This is a genomic window from Pseudoalteromonas sp. 1CM17D, from assembly GCF_023161805.1.
Classification (GTDB): Bacteria; Pseudomonadota; Gammaproteobacteria; order Enterobacterales; family Alteromonadaceae; genus Pseudoalteromonas; species Pseudoalteromonas atlantica.
Genome location: NZ_JALNTP010000002.1, coordinates 1 through 16,434, shown reverse-complemented (window position 1 = coordinate 16,434; position 16,434 = coordinate 1). Strand labels below are relative to the sequence as shown.

Here is a 16,434-nt window from a genome sequence, read left to right as displayed (position 1 = left end):
AAAAAGCGCCATGGCTGATTACGCAATTGGTGATTTACAAGGCTGCTTTAAAGAGTTTAGCCGCTTGCTCAAACGGGTTGACTTTAACCCAAGCAAAGATCACCTTTATTTAGTGGGCGATATCGTCGCACGTGGGCCGGACTCTCTGGCCTGCCTAGATTATATTTATCGCCATCAAGACAGCATGACTGTTACTTTAGGCAATCATGATTTACACATGGTTGCCTGTCACTATCTTAATAAGCCAATCAACCCCAAAGATAAACTCGGTGCTATTTTTGATAGTAAAAAGCTTCCTCACTATATCGCCTATTTGCAAACTCAGCCGCTTGCTATTTATTTAGCACAGCACCGCAGCTTTATATCGCATGCAGGGCTTAACCCTAATTGGTCTATAGAAAGCGCACTTAAACACGCACAGTTTGCTAAGCGTTGTTATCAATCGGCAAATGCTAAGCACTTTTTTGAAAAAATGTATCAGCCTCATCCCGCTATATGGCATGACGATTTAAACGAATTTGATAAGTTTAGGTACATTGTTAACTACTTTACCCGCATGCGCTTTTTAACCAGCAACAACACGTTAGAGCTTAGTGCGAAAGGCGCAATTAGCGATAATAAAACGTTAACAGCCTGGTTCACCCACCCTAATATAAAAGCATTAGAAAACAACCTTATATTTGGCCATTGGGCCGCTCTTGAAGGGGTTACTCAGCTCAATCACATACATGCGCTCGATACCGGATGCGTATGGGGCGGTGCTTTAACGATGATGAACTTGCAAACTAAGCAAAAAATAGTAGAAAAGCCGACGCTTTTATCTAAATAAACTGTAAAACCCCAGCACATATGTTAAATTTAAATTAATAGATATTAATTGCTTAACTTATTGGTTAAAAAGCCGATAAGATGTGATTGAAGTACTTTAATTGGAAATCCATATGAATCTGACAGTAAGCCAACGAATTTGGTGTGGTTTTATATTTATCACCTTATTACTCATAATCATTGGTGGTAACTCTTTAATAAAAATTGCGAGCATTGACCGCTCTACCCAGCAGGTAAACCAGTTATCACTGCCCGCGCTTAATAAAAGCTCAGAACTACAAGCTGAATTTATTTTAATGAGTAAAGCAGCCCAAGCTAGTTTTTATACCACCTCAAGCGCACAGCTCACCCCTATAAAACAAAAAGTACTTGAGCAAAAAGACAAATTCAACTCGCTGCACGCCGACCTTCAACGTGTAGTAAAAAACGATGCATCACTGAGTCAGAAAAGCCAAGCAGTAGAAAAAACCTACTTAAGCTTTTTAGGTACGGTCGAAAACCTATTAGCTGATAAAGATAAACAACTAGCACTTAATAAAACCCTCACAGCACAGCTTGAAACAATTGAGATTGCAGCTGAAGATGCCAACTCAGTCGTGCTTGATATCACTGATATTACTAACTTTGAGCAAAATCACCCACGCGCTTACCAAGCTGCCAATAACTTAGAAAACAACTTTATGTCGGTGGTGAGTAACAGTACCGATATGCTCACGGTTAAAACGACAAACACCTTAGATATTGTAAAAAATGAGCAAGCTTATTACCTTGACGAAGTAATTCGTACTTTAACGTTAATAAAGCCAGCTATAGAGCAAGATAACAACGACCTATACAGTGATTTACAAGCATACGTTGATACGCTGATAGAAAATATTAGCGGCAATAATAGCCTAGCGGCCAATAAGCAGCGCCTTATTGACGCTATCGCACTTACCGAAAAAGAACTTGCCCAATCAGAGCAAGCAACCACTATGGCACTGTCGCAAATTGATGATTTAGTAACACAAGCAAGTACTGTAGCTTACAAATTACAAGAAGGTGTTCGCGAGGATGTAGACTCAGCGACGCTCTGGACATGGGCAGGTATGATCATCGCAACGTTAATTGCAATTGCAATTGCGATTCTTACCGTTAATAGAATCACTAAGCCACTGGCTGAGGTTAATCGGATTTTAGATATTGTTGCCAGCGGTGATATGACCCAACGCTTAGATGACTCTGCAAAAGATGAATTTGGCGAGCTATCAAAAAGCTGTAACACCCTTATAGATAGCTTACGTAGCTTAATTAAAGGCATTATTTCACGCTCAACTCAATTAGCAGCGGCGTCTGAGCAAACATCGGCCATTACCGGTGAGTCAAGCCAAGCTATTCGTAACCAACAAGCACAAGTAGAGCAAGCGGCAACAGCCACAACCGAAATGAGCAGCACGTCGCAAACAGTAAGCAACAGCGCACAGCAGGCACTTAACGAAATAAAAAATGCCGATAAAGAAGCTGAACGTGTAAAAGGTATATCTCATCAAAACAAAGCCACTATTGAGCAACTTGCTCGCGAGGTGGACGATGCATCAGGTGTTATTAATAAGCTTCATCAAGACAGCGCATCTATAGGCAGTATTTTAGATGTAATACGCGGCATTGCAGAGCAAACCAACCTATTAGCACTTAACGCTGCAATTGAAGCAGCACGTGCCGGTGAATATGGCCGAGGTTTTGCGGTAGTAGCGGATGAAGTACGCTCACTGGCAAGCAAAACACAAGAGTCGACCCAAGAGATACAATCTATGATTGAATCGCTTCAAAGTGGCGCAGAAGCGGCTGTAACAGCAATGGATAAAGGTAAACAGCAAGCAGAATCATGTGTTGAACAAAGTGACTTAGCAAGCAGCGCATTAGACTCAATTACACTTGCCGTATCGCAAGCGCACGATGTAAGTGAAGAAATCTCTACCGCTGCTCAAGAGCAACAACAAGTATCACAAGAAATTAGTGAACGTTTAGAATCTATTGTAGCCATAGCCGAGCAAACAGCTGAGGGTGCAAATCAAACAAACATTTCAAGCTCAGAAGTAGCCAAACTTGCTGAAGAGCTAAGAATATCGGTAGAAAACTTTAAAGTGTAATGTACACCTAACAACAGTAAATTAACGCAATAAAAAAACCCGATACTGTTACTCAGTATCGGGTTTTTTATTTACTTGTTTTAACACTTAGCGAGAAGCACGCTGGCGATTGCCGCCCACTTTAGGCTTAGTGTTAGCCTTTTTAAATTGGCTAAACCCAGTATGGCGCGTTAAGGCTGGGCGCCCTCCTTTACCAGCGCCTTTATTTGCTTTTTCATCGCGGCCTTCTTCTGGCACTAAGCAATTTGGGCCTTTACCAATTAAATTGGCTTTCCCCATACTACGCAGTGCATCGCGGATCATTGGCCAACCCGATGGATCGTGATAACGCAATATGGCTTTGTGTAAGCGACGTTGGCGCGCTCCTTTTGGCACAGGTACTTGCTCTTTGTTGTTTTTAATATTACGCAACGAGTTCATTTCTGTATGGTAAATGGTGGTTGCATTGGCCATAGGCGACGGGTAAAAATTTTGTACTTGGTCTAACTTAAAGTCGTTAGATTTAAGCCACAATGCCATGTTAACCATGTCTTCGTCTTTGGTACCTGGGTGCGCTGAAATAAAGTACGGGATTAAATACTGCTTTTTACCCGCTTCTTTTGAGTACTTATCAAATAATTCTTTAAATTGATCGTAAGCACCCATGCCCGGCTTCATCATTTTAGACAAAGGGCCATCTTCTGTGTGCTCAGGGGCAATTTTTAAATAGCCACCCACATGATGTGTCACCAGCTCTTTTACATATCGAGGGTCTTGTACGGCTAGATCGTAACGAACGCCTGAGGCGATCAAAATCTTTTTAATGCCTTTCACTTCACGAGCTTTTTTGTATAAATCGATAGTAGGTGTATGGTCTGTGTCCATGTGCTTACATATATCAGGATAAACACATGAGAGTCGCCTACAGGTACTTTCTGCTTTTTTGCTCGTACAGCGCAATTTATACATGTTGGCCGTTGGGCCACCTAAATCAGAAATAACACCGGTAAAACCAGGTACTTTATCTCTAATTTGCTCTATTTCATCAATAATCGACTCTTGCGAGCGACTTTGAATAATACGTCCTTCATGCTCGGTAATAGAGCAAAACGAACAGCCACCAAAACAGCCGCGCATAATATTAACCGACGTTTTAATCATATCGTAGGCTGGTATTTTTGCATCACCATAACTTGGGTGCGGTATACGCTGATAAGGCAAACCAAATACATCATCCATCTCATGGGTTTCGAGCGGAAATGCCGGCGGGTTAACCCAAATAGAGCGATCGCCATGGCGCTGAAATAACGCACGAGCACAACCTGGGTTGGTCTCTTGGTGCAAAATGCGCGAGGCATGAGCATAAAGCGGTTTATTAACGCTTACTTGCTCAAATGCAGGCAGTTTAACGTATGTTTTTTCCCACGGTTTAGGGCGCGCAGGCTGAATGGTAATGGGTTTAGCGGCCTCGGCTTTTAAATCAATACCGGCTTGCTTAAACTCTGATTTACTACACCCAACATCATCAGCCCCATAGGGGTTTGGGATAGGGTCAATTTTGCCTATTTTATCAATCGCTGTTGAATCACTTCCGCGCCAGCCCGGTATTGGCTCTTTACGAATAACCGCTGTACCACGAATATCCTGAATTGTATCCATAGTTTCGCCAGCGGCTATACGGTGGGCTACTTCCACCAGAGGGCGCTCTGCATTACCATAAATAAGGATGTCGGCTTTGGCATCAAATAAAATACTACGGCGTACTTTTTCTTGCCAGTAGTCGTAATGAGCAATACGGCGCAAGCTTGCTTCAATACCACCAATAACAATAGGCACACCTTTGTAGGCTTCGCGTAAGCGCTGAGAGTAAATCATCACCGCACGGTCAGGACGCTTGCCGCCCACATTACCTGGTGTATAGGCATCGTCATGGCGCATTCGTTTTTCAGCCGTGTAGCGGTTGATCATCGAATCCATGTTGCCGGCTGTTACACCAAAAAATAAGTTTGGTTTACCAAGCCCCATAAAGGCATCTTTTGATTGCCAATCTGGCTGAGCAATTATACCTACTCTAAAGCCTTGCGCTTCAAGTACACGGCCAATAACCGCCATACCAAAACTAGGGTGATCAACATAGGCATCGCCGCTAATAATTATAATGTCGCAGCTATCCCAGCCAAGAGCGTCCATTTCTTCGCGAGTGGTAGGTAAAAATGGGGCGGTGCCATAACATTCTGCCCAATATTTGGGGTATGAAAATAGCGCGCGTTCAGCTTTAAGGGAGCTCATAGTTTTGGCCGTAGAATAACAAAAGGCGCGAATTATATCCTAATACATTGCTTATTTATACAACATTGCCTAGAGATATCGCGCCTACTGTAAAGTCTGTTGATATTAAGTTTTTTTATTTCGCTCTTTAATAAACTCTAAAAGTTCGTGCTCAGGCATCGGCTTAGCGTACATAAAACCTTGTACTTCATCACACCCTAAGTTTTTCAAAAACTCTGCCTGCTGCTGTGTTTCTACACCTTCAGCAATTGTTTTTAGTCCTAGTTTAGCACCAAGCGACACCACCAAAGCAGCAATAGCACCGGTGTCGTTATCGGGTAAATCTTTTACAAATGCGCGGTCTATTTTAAGCCTATCAAGCGGTAAACTTTGTAAGTAACTTAACGAAGAAAAGCCCGTTCCAAAATCATCAATCGCAACTTCTACGCCTAATTCTTTTAACTCTTTTAGGGTATTGATCACGGTTTCTAATTCATCCATTACCACGCTTTCAGTCACTTCTAACTCTATATTGCAGGGTTTAACGTCGTACTTTTGTAAGGTGTTTTTTACTGTTGAAGCGTAGCCTTTAACCTTAAATTGCGGCACAGATACATTTACAGCAATGCAAATTTCTTCACCGAGTGCCTCTAAGCGTTTTTGCTGTTGGCAAGCTTGTTCTAAAACCCATTGGCCAATATCAACAATTAAACCGGCATCCTCTGCTAAAGGCACAAACACCGCAGGAGATATAAACGAGCCATCTTCTGATGGCCAGCGCAGCAATGCTTCACAGCCAATCAAAGATAAATTATCAAGTGAAAGCTGAGGCTGATACCACACTTGGAGTTTTTGCCGAGCAAAGTCATGACGTAACTGCCTAATAATACCTAAGCGCCAAGCCATTTTGTCTTGCATATCAATATCGTAGTAAATACCCTCTTTGCATTTAAGCTTTTTAGCTTGATTTAACGCAATATAGGCAACTTTGAGTGTATCTAACCCATTACTTTGAAAGTCTTGCTGCTGACATAAACCAATTCTAAAATCGACAGGTAAAATATGCTCGCCAGCACTAAAAGGCACACTTAGCACGTCGTTAAATTGTTCAAGGTCAAACTCCGTTTGGCGAATAATAAAGCCAAAAACATCTGCGCCAATACGCGACAATAACTTTGCGTCTGGGTAAGCATCTTTAAGCCGCTTTACAATCTCGATTAGCAAATGATTGCCAATTTCTTGTCCTAAGCCATTGTTAATATCTGCAAAACCAATCACATCAATTAATACAAAAACGTAGTCATTAACATGTGGTTTTTGATAACGCACCACCCGCTCAATAAAATTAGTACGATTAGAAATACCGGTCAGTACATCTTTGTAGGCCGCATCTCTTAGTTTTACAAACAGCCTTACGTTATCAAGGGCTACACTCACATTAGTAAGAAAAATCTCTGCAAATTGCAGCTGCGCATCACTCGGTTTATGCTCGCACTCTAAATAAATAGCAGCCTGGCGGTGCTTACTTTTAACAATAAAAGTTACGCTCGAATCGGTTTGGCAATGCTGAGCCGACTCAAAACACTGCTCTACTTGTTCAAGCGCAACGCTATCAACATTAACAAGCTTTTCACCAAAGTAGCTCTCATAATGGCCACTGCCACCCAATACTTGAATAAAGTTATCGCCATCTAGCTTACTGCATACCAACCCAACTTGTTGGCACTCTAAAATAATGCCCAAGTGTTTAATAATCTCTTTGCACAACACTTTAATATCGGTAAGCCCTAAAATAGACTTTGAAGCCGAAACAATGGTGTTCATCGCATCACTTTGATACTCAAGCTGGCATACTTGCTCGTACGAGCGAATAGCGGTGATTAAAGAAGTTACTAATTTAGAACGAGTTAACTCTGTTTTTGTTTTATAGTCGTTAATGTCATATTCGCGAATTACTTTTTCTTCTGGGGTGTTGCCCGCTTGGCCGGTTCGTAAAATAATTCGCACATGCTGATTGTTAAGCTCTTCGCGTACGCGTTTTACAACTTGCAAACCCGCATCATCAGATTCCATCACTACATCTAAAAAAATAACGGAAATTGTATTATTGTTTTTGAGTATTTCGATGGCTTCGCTGCCAGAGTACGCATCGTGAAAACGCAGCCCTGCCCCCCAAAACTCTACGCCCGATAACGCAAGCTTAGTCACTGAATGTATTTCAGGATCGTCATCAACGATCAAAACATCCCAAAAATCAGATAATTCTTGGGTTATTTCTTCTTCGCTGTCTGGCGCTAAAAATAAAAAATCGCTTTGCTCTGACGACATTATCTACCCTTTATCAGTTTTAATACTTATATAAGCTCATACCTATGTGCTAAAAATATATTTTTGGTTTATAGGCTAATTCATACTATAGTCGATTAATAAAAAGTTGTTATATTTCAAACTAAAAAACTCGTAAAAGGTGTGCCTATTAAATTTTTTAAAATCCTTATAAAAACGCTCTTATTGTTAGTTTTAGTGGCTATTTTGATTGGTTTAACCCTGCCGCAAAATTACAGCGTAAATAAAAACATACAAATAAATGCCAATGTAGCGACCGTTAAATCGCTGGTGTCTGACTTTAGCCTTTGGCATACATGGTCACCTTGGGGCAAAGTAGATCCTTCTATCACTTTTACTTTAGGCGAACCTAGTCGAGGTATAGGCGCGCATCAATCGTGGCAAAGTGACTGGGGGTATGGAGAAATGACCATTACTTCGCTTTCACAAAATAAAATGACCTTTAATGCACTTTTAAAAAATGAGCATATTATTGAAGGTGAAATTACATTTACCGAAGTAGAAGGTGTGGTAAATGTAACGTGTAATATTAATGGCCAAACCAATACCCCGCTAATTTCGGGTTATCTATCAATTTTTAGTGAGTATGTATTAAGCAATACAGTGTCACTTGGCTTAAATAACTTGCAAACAGTAGCGCAATTACGCGACCAAAAAACACAGCTGGATAACGATGACAGTAAAATCAGCCCAAGCGAGAATTAACCTCGCCAATATAATTGAGTCTTTACTTGGCTACCCCGTAAAAAAAATAACCACAAATACTGGGCAACCAAGTACAGATCAAAGTTACAGCTCTAAAGGCGATCTAAACCCGCTTTATCACATAAATAGCGATAACCCTATTTTAGCGCGCGCCCAAAAGCGCCAAGATTTACTGCTTATAAAACAGCAGCAAAATATAGAAACCATTTTAGCTAAAGCAATGGGATTTTGCCCCGATGTGGCAAGTAATAAGCAACCAGATGCCGACTGGATAGAACGCTTTATTGCCCTATGTGAAGACACCTCAAATGAATCGATGCAAACACTGTGGGCTAAAATTTTAACTGGCGAGACCCTCAACCCCGGTACATTTTCTATAAAAAGCTTACAAACACTCAAGCATATGACCCAACGCGAAGCTGATGCATTACAAAAGTGTGTATCGCTGAGTAGCTACAACGCAAAAGACGACAGCCACTTTATTTTATTAGGGTTTTATAAAAAGCCTTCGCTTTTCGACTTACTACGAAAAGGCAATAAGGTATCGCTTAATTTAGGAAAAACGGGGATCAGCTTTCCTGATATTTTAACGCTAATGGATCTTAATTTACTCTACAGAAAAGAAATAGAATCGGCGGTATTAAAGGCTGGCCAAGAACTCACCCTGTCGTTTTTATCGCAAAAAGTGACGTTAAAAGCTAAAAGCAGTGACTTAGTATTAAGCTATTACAAGTTTACCCAAACTGGCGATGAGCTTTCTAAGCTTATAAATTACCCTGTAAATAAGGTGTATAAGCAATTAATTAATAATGCACTGGAGGGAGAATTTGATTTAACGTGGCATGTTAATAAATAACACACCACGCTGTAAGCTCACTAATTAAAAGTGAACTTGAATACCCGCAAATGGGCCTGATGCGTCAATATCGGTATTAATATCATCAACATCATCTAGCTCTAACGTCATTGAGCGGTAACCCGCTTTAATAGCTACATCTACCGCTAGGTTATCAATAAGTTCATACGCTACACCTACTTGGTAGTCTTGTACTTTACTATCGTCGATAGCCAAAAAGCTGCCTTCAAAAAACACGCTTAAACCCGTAAATGGTAAGCCTGCTTCAGCACGACCATAAGCAAGTGGAACAAAGCCCGAAAAATCTTTAGTCTCAGAGAAGTTAGTGCCACCTTGTTGAGTGGTACCAGTTACAACAATGTCACCGTCAAACTGCTTTGCGTTTAAACCTAAATCAATTGAAATTAAATCGTTATCAAAAATTTCGTAATAAAGAATGTAATCAATGTGAGTTAAATCACTTAATGTATTTGCTGTTGTACCAACCACGTAATCTGAGCCATTAAAGCTAAACGTATCAGTAAGGGTTGCTGAGCCATTAAGTTCAAGCTCAGTGTATTTAAGCTTTAGGTTAGGAACTAATGGCACTGGGTGCTCTAGTGCCGCGTAGTAGCTAATAAAGGTTTCGTCTTCAAAATTAAAATCTTGTGGTGCGTTATCTTTGTAAGAAAACTGACCGTCGTTATCTGACTGCCAGCCATCAACACCTACATATAAACCTAATAGAGTGTCTGCCTGTGCTGCAGGGGCTAAACATGCCATTGAAAGGGCAGCTGCTAAACAATACTTTTTCATTTTTTATCCTTGAGCTAGTAGTTCGCTAAGTTCGATTAAAGCCGCATTGGCTCTTGAAATATAATTTGCCATAACTAAAGAATGATTTGCCACAAAGCCAAAACCATTCCCGTTTAATATAATTGGGCTCCACACGGTTTCTTGTGTTGCCTCAAGCTCACGTATAATTTGCTGTAAGCTTACACGCGCATTTTTCTTTTCTAATACATCAGCAAAGTCATACTCAACTGCTTGTAAAAAGTGTAATAACGCCCACGTTGCACCGCGCGACTCGTAAAACACGTCGTCTATTTCCCACCACGACGTTCTTACTTGTTGCTGAAGTGGTGTATAGGTCGCTTGCGTGTTTGAAGAATTACCAGCTAAATCGGTATTTACTTTGTCTTGGCCAACACTTGCACTTAAACGCTGACTTAAACTGCCTAAACGCTTTTCGGCTTCTTTTAACCAGCTACGAAGATTATCTGCACGTGAATAAAATTGGCTATCGCGCTCATGCTCGTTAGCAATTTGTGAGCGGTATACAAGAAGGTAGTCTATTCCCTTTTGGTACTCTCCCTCGGCACTTGGCCATGCCCATGCTTCAGAGCTAATATTAAATTGCGGCTGCGCTTTTTTAAGGGCTTCATGTTCGGTAGATTGCGACTGTGAACGGCTAAAATCTTTACGCATTGATAGCGCTAAATCACGCACCATTTCAAGCGCGCCATATTCCCACGCAGGCATGTCATCCATTATCACACTTGGCGGCATCACATCGTTTGATAAATATCCACCTTGCTTATCAAGTAATGTGCTAGCAACGGTAATAAGCGTTGAGGTGGTTGTATAGCCTGTTACCATTTTTTCGTTGCGTGCTTGCGCGGTTTCTTTTGCATTAGTTACTACGTTAAAACGTGCCGGCTCAATGCTCCAATAAACTGCAATAGCGTAAAAAATAATAAGTAGTACCACCAAGGCACCAGCTATTTTTCCTTTATGTTGCGACATTTATCCTCCTAGTGATGAGCGTGTTGTTTTTTAGATGGCTTTGAATGCGCAGCTTGCGCTTCAAGCGAAACCACTTGAGCATTAGTAAACAAGCGGTTACCGTCACTAAAATATAGCGTGAGTTTACGTTCTTGCCCTACTTTTAGTGGCTCTTGTGGATCAAATACCATTAAATGGTAACCACCAGGCTCAAAGCTTAGGCTTTCATGGCCCTTAATAGTAACGGCTTTAACCTGTTGCATTTTCATCATGCCATTGACATGTTTGTGCTCATGTATTTCTACACGGCCTAAACCTTCGATGGTTGCTTTAGTTAATTTAGCAACACCACCACCGTGGTTAGAAATTGTTAAATAGCCAACACTCGACTTACTACCAGGCAAAAACGCCCTTACTTGTGCATGGCTTACTTCAAGCTTAGCTTCGTCTGTATCGTGGCTGTGCCCAGCATGTGCAGCAACCGATGACGAAAACACATTAATCATTAACGCCGAGGCCATAAAAAAGCACTGCTTCATCATCGCTTTATTCCTTGTGAAAGCATAAAATTTCACTTTAAATTTAACATAGTTAACTAATAATAGTCAGTTAAATTAAGGCTTAAGAGGTTACTTTTTTGTTATCGAGCACCAACCAGCACAGTACAGCTACAAATAATAATGGCCAGGCTATCATCACTGAACCAAATAACAGTGCCAAAATGGTGCCAACCAGCGCGACAATCCCTGCGCCTATTAATCCCATAGTCACTAATGCCATTACGGCTACCACTGCAATAATAGCGACTAATACGCCAGCCAGCTCCAGTCCTACCCAGCTCATATCTGCAATCCACAGTGGAAACTGCCATGAATCAAAATGTATTAGCGACACAGTATCAGTAAAAAGTAACACATATACGACAACACATATTGCTAAGGTTTTCATATCCCTCTCCTAATACGCACGCTCTTCAAGGCAGCAGTGAGCAATCAAATAACCAAGCGCTACTGCAAACGGAAAACTTATAAATAATAAAATTGTTACTAAGCGTGTTGACCACACTGGAAAATCAAGGCGACGCGCTAACCCACTGCATACGCCCGATATTTTTTTATTCAGTGAATCTTTGTACCAACCACGCTGTGTTTTAAAGTTATTCATACTCTACTCCTTAAGCGCTTCGCGCAGTTGTATTGGTATTACTTTGCTTAACACTGGCTTTCAAACGAGCCAGCTCTGCATCTATTTTTTCATTTTTAACTAAAGACTCAATTTGCTCAGCGGTTGATTGCGCTGTATTTGTAAGTTCATAAGCATCAACCTGTGCTTCTATGCCTTCCACTTTTTGCTCTATCATTTCAAAGCGAGACAAAGCATTTGCGACGTTGTCGCTGTGTAATTGCATGTTCACTTTTTCACGTGCGGCAACAATATCGTGGCGTTTTATTAATTGAGCTTGTTTGCTTTTAGCTTGCGCCATTTTTTGCTGTAAACGCTCACAATCTGCCGTAATTTTCTCTATCGACTCTTTTAGAATATTTAGCTGAGTGTTTTTTGCTGCAATTTGCTCATCTACTCGCTGTTTTTCTACTAACGCAGACTTGGCTAAATCGTCACGGTTTTTAGCAACTGCCAGCTCAGCTTTTGTTTGCCACGAAATTAAATCTTTTTGTTTTTGTGCAATTTGGCGTTTAAGCGTTTTTTCTTCGCACAGTAAGGCTGCGGCTGTGCTTCTACATTCGTTAAGCGCTTCTTGCATTTCACTTAGCATAAGGTTGAGGAGTTTTTCTGGGTCTTCTGCTTTATCCAGCATGGCAGCAATATTGGATTGGATAACATCATTTACGCGATTAAATATACTCATTGTTTTGTCCTGTTGTTTTTAATTGATAACAACAACAGGATTCCAAGAGTTATGCCAAGTAACAAAAAGTTATTTATAAACATTTGAATTCAATTAGTTAGACAGCTAATAAGTTATTTTAAACTGACTAAAAACTGAATGCTAATAAGCGAAAATCACTAACTTATTTATCTTTTGACTAAATTTTAGTTATAAAAAAAACCACTTTATAAAGTGGTTTTTTTATAACTGTTCAGCGCTTTAGTATTACTCAGGCACAAAACTTAATGCTTTATCCATTACCGACAAATCAGCCTGTTTACCGTGACCATTTTCTGAAAGGTGACGTCTAAATCCGCGCGCCCCTGGCTGCCCCTGAAAAATCCCCAGCATATGGCGTGCTATATGCCAAAAGTTAGCACCTAAACGCATTTCTTCTTCTATGTAATCATACATAGCGCGCACCACATCGTGACGAGTCTGAGTATTAGCCACCTCTCCGTAAATCTTTTCATCCACCTCATTAAGCATAAATGGATTACTATATGCTTCGCGACCAATCATAACGCCGTCAATATGCGCTAAATGCGCTAGGCTTTCTTCAATTGTTTTAACACCGCCATTAATGCTTAAATCGAGCTGTGGGTAGTCTTTTTTTAATTGGTAAACGCGTGGGTAATCAAGAGGCGGTACTTCACGATTTTCTTTAGGGCTTAAACCATTTAACCACGCTTTACGGGCATGAATAATAAAGTCATCACAGCCAACTTTATGGCTGGCTTCAATTAATGCGCATAAAAATTCATACGAGTCTTGCTCATCAATACCGATGCGTGTTTTTACCGTAACAGGAATACTAACTTCGCTTTTCATTGCCGCTACACACTGTGCAACCAGCTCAGGCTCGGCCATTAGACATGCACCAAAACGCCCGTTTTGTACTCTATCTGAAGGGCAGCCTACATTTAAGTTAATCTCATCGTAGCCACGCTCACCGGCAAGCTTTGCACACTTTGCTAGCGCCTCGGGATCAGACCCCCCCAGCTGCAAAGCAACCGGCCCCTCGTGCTGATTAAAGTGTAGGTAATCGCCGCGACCAAATAAAATCGCCCCCGTGGTGATCATCTCAGTGTATAAAACAGCATGCTTACTCATCTTACGATGAAAAGTGCGACAATGACGATCAGTCCAATCAAGCATGGGTGCAACAGAAAAACGTCTGTTTAACGTTGGATTATCTAATGTGCGTTTTTGCAATGTAAAAGCCTCGGGGATTATAAGTAAATGCGCCCATAAAAAGGCGCTGTATTTTACACAAAAGCCTAATCAGCATCAATGTTAGCTGTATATTTGTAAACCAAAATAATGCGCGATACCGTTGAGTATATTTGTAACTGCCACAGAGCTTAAAATTAACCCCATGATTCTACTTATAATACTTGCGCCACTGTCGCCTATTAATTTATGCACATGATTTGCGAGTAACAACAGCACAAGCACAACAACTAATACAACCAACATCATCGACGATGTAGTAACTTGCTCAACCCACGTGTATTCTTCGTTACGGGTCATCAGTACTGCGCCAAGCATGGCGCCTGGGCTTGCTATAGAGGGAATGGCTAGCGGAAAAATAGCGGTTTCTGTGCTGTCGCGCACACTTTTAATCTCAGACTCGGGCTTACTTTCACCAAAAATCATTGAAAGCGCAAAAATAAGCAGGACTATGCCCCCAGCTATTTGAAACGCCGACAGCGGTATTTCAATTGCATTTAATAGCTGCTCACCGGCAATAACAAAAAAGAGTAAAACCACAGCGGATACACCCACGGCTTTAAAAACAACTTTTCGTTTAAACTTTTCATCTTCCCCACGTGTCACAGCAATAAATACAGGCACTGTACCTATAGGGTCTATCACCGCAAAAAAGAAAATAAATATAGCTACCAGTTCATGCATTAATGGGGTTCCTAGATAAAAAGTGTTTAATAAAAACGCTGCAAGTACAACACAGTATGTTAGTATATCACGGTAGCGTAAGGATAAGAGAATGATGAATATAGAATCACTCGTAAGTAAAGCAAAACAAGTTTGTGACAACCGTGGTGCGCGTTTTACGCCTATCCGCGAAAAAGTATTTCGCCTATTAGCTAGCGCCCAAGGCGGCGTTGGGGCGTACGATTTACTTGAGCAATTAAAAGTAACAGAAACAGGCGCAAAACCTGCAACAATTTACCGTGCGCTAGACTTTTTATCAGAGCTGGGCTTTATTCACAAAATAGAAAGCACCAATGCATTTATGCTTTGCCATCACTTTGATCATATTCATCCTGTGCAGCTATTAATTTGTGACAGTTGTGGCTTTGTAAAAGAGCTGCACTCTACGGTTATTTCTCACGAGCTAAACAACTTAGCAGCAGAAAGCGGCTTTGTTGTATCAGGGCAAACTATTGAAGCACACGGTAAGTGTGAGTCTTGTAGAAGCTAAACCCAAAGTTTGTTTTAAAGCTATACTCATATTTAGATAGCCACTTTAGCACCAATTTTAAGAGTACCTAACATGAATGTTGAGTTCATTAATCCATTTTTATCTTCTTTGATCAATGTGTTATCTACAATGGCACAAACCGAGTTAAAACCAGGTAAGCCGCGTATAAAAACAGACGAAGTCGCCTGTGGCGATGTATCTGGTTTAATTGGCATGGTGGGCGCGCAAACTCGTGGCTCATTTTCAATTACCTTTGATGAAAACTTAGCTCTGACCATCATGGAACGCATGCTTGGTGAGCGCCCTGACAACATAGACGATGAAGTAACTGATATGGTTGGGGAAATTACTAATATGGTTACCGGTGGAGCTAAAAACTTACTCGGCGAAAAAGGCTATGACTTTGATATGGCTACGCCAATTGTAGTTGCAGGTAAAGGCCACACCATCACACATAAAAGTAAGGGCAAAAAAATAATTATGCCATTTAGCTGTGATGCAGGCGATGCAAATATAGAAGTTAGCTTTGATAAGTTATGAGCTGGCAACAAACTCAAATAACTTTAAAACCGCGCGCTCGAGGATTTCATTTAATTGATGATGAAATACTCGCGCAGCTGAGCGAGCTGGCTAATTATAAAGTTGGCCTATTACATTTGTTTATTCAGCACACATCGGCAAGTTTAACCATAAACGAAAACGCAGATCCTACAGTGCGCATGGATATGGAAAGCCACTTTAACCATTTCGTTCCTGAGCGCCAACCTTACTATCGTCACGATTACGAAGGTGATGATGATATGCCAGCCCATATAAAAACCAGTACGTTAGGGTGTGAATTAAGTATTCCTATAAACAATGGGCGCTTAGCGCTAGGTACATGGCAAGGTATTTACTTAGGCGAGCATCGCGACGCTGGCGGTGCAAGACGTATTATAGCGACCTTGCAAGGCGAAACCTTTTAACTTGTATTGACCTCCCCTCCCTTTCTTTTACCCTCGTCACTTCGCATTATTTAAAACCCTTTATATCGTGAGGCGGCATGGGGCCACCCGTGCGTATAATATTTATAAATAATTTTCGTAGGTATTAATCAGATCAAAATATTGTTTTAAAGAAGTGTTTATTTTAGTGGGATATTTAGAGAGATTGGAGCGGCACACGAGGCTCGAACTCGTGACCTCGACCTTGGCAAGGTCGCGCTCTACCAACTGAGCTAGTGCCG

General features: G+C 41.0%; 17 protein-coding genes. 7 read left to right on the top strand and 10 right to left on the bottom strand.

From position 1 onward, the window contains the following. Nucleotides 1-10: 10 nt before the first annotated feature. Together MSC25_RS03755 and MSC25_RS03750 are read left to right on the top strand one after the other, a co-directional pair. Nucleotides 11-829 carry a symmetrical bis(5'-nucleosyl)-tetraphosphatase gene (locus MSC25_RS03755; RefSeq protein WP_248442659.1) on the top strand — a complete coding sequence of 273 codons (819 nt, stop codon included), beginning with the start codon at nucleotides 11-13 and terminating at the stop codon, nucleotides 827-829. A gap of 112 nt (nucleotides 830-941) precedes the next feature. After that, the gene (locus tag MSC25_RS03750) at nucleotides 942-2,957 is read left to right on the top strand and encodes a methyl-accepting chemotaxis protein (RefSeq protein ID WP_004585853.1); all 2,016 of its coding nucleotides are present in this window, start codon (nucleotides 942-944) and stop codon (nucleotides 2,955-2,957) included. 87 nt (nucleotides 2,958-3,044) lie between these two features. Here the strand turns inward: MSC25_RS03750 and MSC25_RS03745 are convergent, their stop codons facing one another. Both MSC25_RS03745 and MSC25_RS03740 read right to left on the bottom strand, forming a co-directional pair. Then, nucleotides 3,045-5,225 (bottom strand): YgiQ family radical SAM protein, encoded by a 2,181-nt coding sequence (locus tag MSC25_RS03745; RefSeq protein ID WP_248442658.1) that lies wholly within the window; start codon nucleotides 5,223-5,225, stop codon nucleotides 3,045-3,047. A 105-nt stretch (nucleotides 5,226-5,330) separates the two neighbouring features. After that, nucleotides 5,331-7,532 (bottom strand): EAL domain-containing protein, encoded by a 2,202-nt coding sequence (locus MSC25_RS03740; RefSeq protein ID WP_248442657.1) that lies wholly within the window; start codon nucleotides 7,530-7,532, stop codon nucleotides 5,331-5,333. 141 nt (nucleotides 7,533-7,673) lie between these two features. On the opposite strand from MSC25_RS03740, the gene MSC25_RS03735 reads away from it, so the two are divergent. Both MSC25_RS03735 and MSC25_RS03730 read left to right on the top strand, forming a co-directional pair. Next, nucleotides 7,674-8,255, top strand: a complete 582-nt coding sequence (locus MSC25_RS03735) for an SRPBCC family protein (protein WP_004585850.1) — start codon at nucleotides 7,674-7,676, stop codon at nucleotides 8,253-8,255. Next, the gene (locus tag MSC25_RS03730; RefSeq protein WP_248442655.1) at nucleotides 8,224-9,111 is read left to right on the top strand and encodes a TIGR03899 family protein; all 888 of its coding nucleotides are present in this window, start codon (nucleotides 8,224-8,226) and stop codon (nucleotides 9,109-9,111) included. Before MSC25_RS03735 ends, MSC25_RS03730 begins: the two co-directional genes overlap by 32 nt. A 24-nt stretch (nucleotides 9,112-9,135) precedes the next feature. Here MSC25_RS03730 and MSC25_RS03725 read toward each other — a convergent pair whose 3' ends face one another. From MSC25_RS03725 to MSC25_RS03690, 8 genes are all read right to left on the bottom strand, one after another. Next, nucleotides 9,136-9,906, bottom strand: a complete 771-nt coding sequence (locus MSC25_RS03725) for a TIGR04219 family outer membrane beta-barrel protein (protein WP_004585848.1) — start codon at nucleotides 9,904-9,906, stop codon at nucleotides 9,136-9,138. 3 nt (nucleotides 9,907-9,909) lie between these two features. Then, nucleotides 9,910-10,896, bottom strand: a complete 987-nt coding sequence (locus MSC25_RS03720) for a DUF2333 family protein (RefSeq protein WP_004585847.1) — start codon at nucleotides 10,894-10,896, stop codon at nucleotides 9,910-9,912. Between the two features lie 8 nt (nucleotides 10,897-10,904). Beyond that, entirely contained in the window at nucleotides 10,905-11,417 is a 513-nt protein-coding gene (locus MSC25_RS03715; protein WP_029773289.1) for a copper chaperone PCu(A)C, read from the bottom strand. Nucleotides 11,418-11,496: 79 nt separating this feature from the next. Then, nucleotides 11,497-11,823 (bottom strand): hypothetical protein, encoded by a 327-nt coding sequence (locus MSC25_RS03710; protein WP_024031509.1) that lies wholly within the window; start codon nucleotides 11,821-11,823, stop codon nucleotides 11,497-11,499. 9 nt (nucleotides 11,824-11,832) lie between these two features. After that, a complete protein-coding gene (locus MSC25_RS03705) occupies nucleotides 11,833-12,039 on the bottom strand; it encodes a PspC domain-containing protein (protein WP_024031508.1) in 207 nt (68 codons plus the stop codon). Nucleotides 12,040-12,049: 10 nt separating this feature from the next. Next, nucleotides 12,050-12,742 carry a PspA/IM30 family protein gene (locus MSC25_RS03700; protein ID WP_248442653.1) on the bottom strand — a complete coding sequence of 231 codons (693 nt, stop codon included), beginning with the start codon at nucleotides 12,740-12,742 and terminating at the stop codon, nucleotides 12,050-12,052. Between the two features lie 246 nt (nucleotides 12,743-12,988). Beyond that, nucleotides 12,989-13,978 carry a tRNA dihydrouridine(20/20a) synthase DusA gene (dusA, locus tag MSC25_RS03695; protein WP_096041166.1) on the bottom strand — a complete coding sequence of 330 codons (990 nt, stop codon included), beginning with the start codon at nucleotides 13,976-13,978 and terminating at the stop codon, nucleotides 12,989-12,991. A gap of 81 nt (nucleotides 13,979-14,059) precedes the next feature. After that, nucleotides 14,060-14,680: a MarC family protein gene (locus MSC25_RS03690; protein WP_004589061.1), complete on the bottom strand. Its 621-nt coding sequence runs from the start codon at nucleotides 14,678-14,680 to the stop codon at nucleotides 14,060-14,062. A gap of 94 nt (nucleotides 14,681-14,774) precedes the next feature. Here MSC25_RS03690 and MSC25_RS03685 point away from each other — a divergent pair, with 94 nt between their 5' ends. The 3 genes from MSC25_RS03685 to MSC25_RS03675 all read left to right on the top strand — a co-directional run bounded on the left by MSC25_RS03685 (nucleotide 14,775) and on the right by MSC25_RS03675 (nucleotide 16,174). Further along, a complete protein-coding gene (locus MSC25_RS03685) occupies nucleotides 14,775-15,209 on the top strand; it encodes a transcriptional repressor (RefSeq protein WP_029773280.1) in 435 nt (144 codons plus the stop codon). Nucleotides 15,210-15,281: 72 nt separating this feature from the next. Beyond that, nucleotides 15,282-15,749: a chemotaxis protein CheX gene (locus MSC25_RS03680; RefSeq protein ID WP_029773279.1), complete on the top strand. Its 468-nt coding sequence runs from the start codon at nucleotides 15,282-15,284 to the stop codon at nucleotides 15,747-15,749. Beyond that, complete coding sequence (locus tag MSC25_RS03675; RefSeq protein ID WP_024031503.1) at nucleotides 15,746-16,174, top strand: secondary thiamine-phosphate synthase enzyme YjbQ; 429 nt, start codon at nucleotides 15,746-15,748, stop codon at nucleotides 16,172-16,174. Before MSC25_RS03680 ends, MSC25_RS03675 begins: the two co-directional genes overlap by 4 nt. The last annotated feature ends 260 nt before the right edge of the window (nucleotides 16,175-16,434 follow it).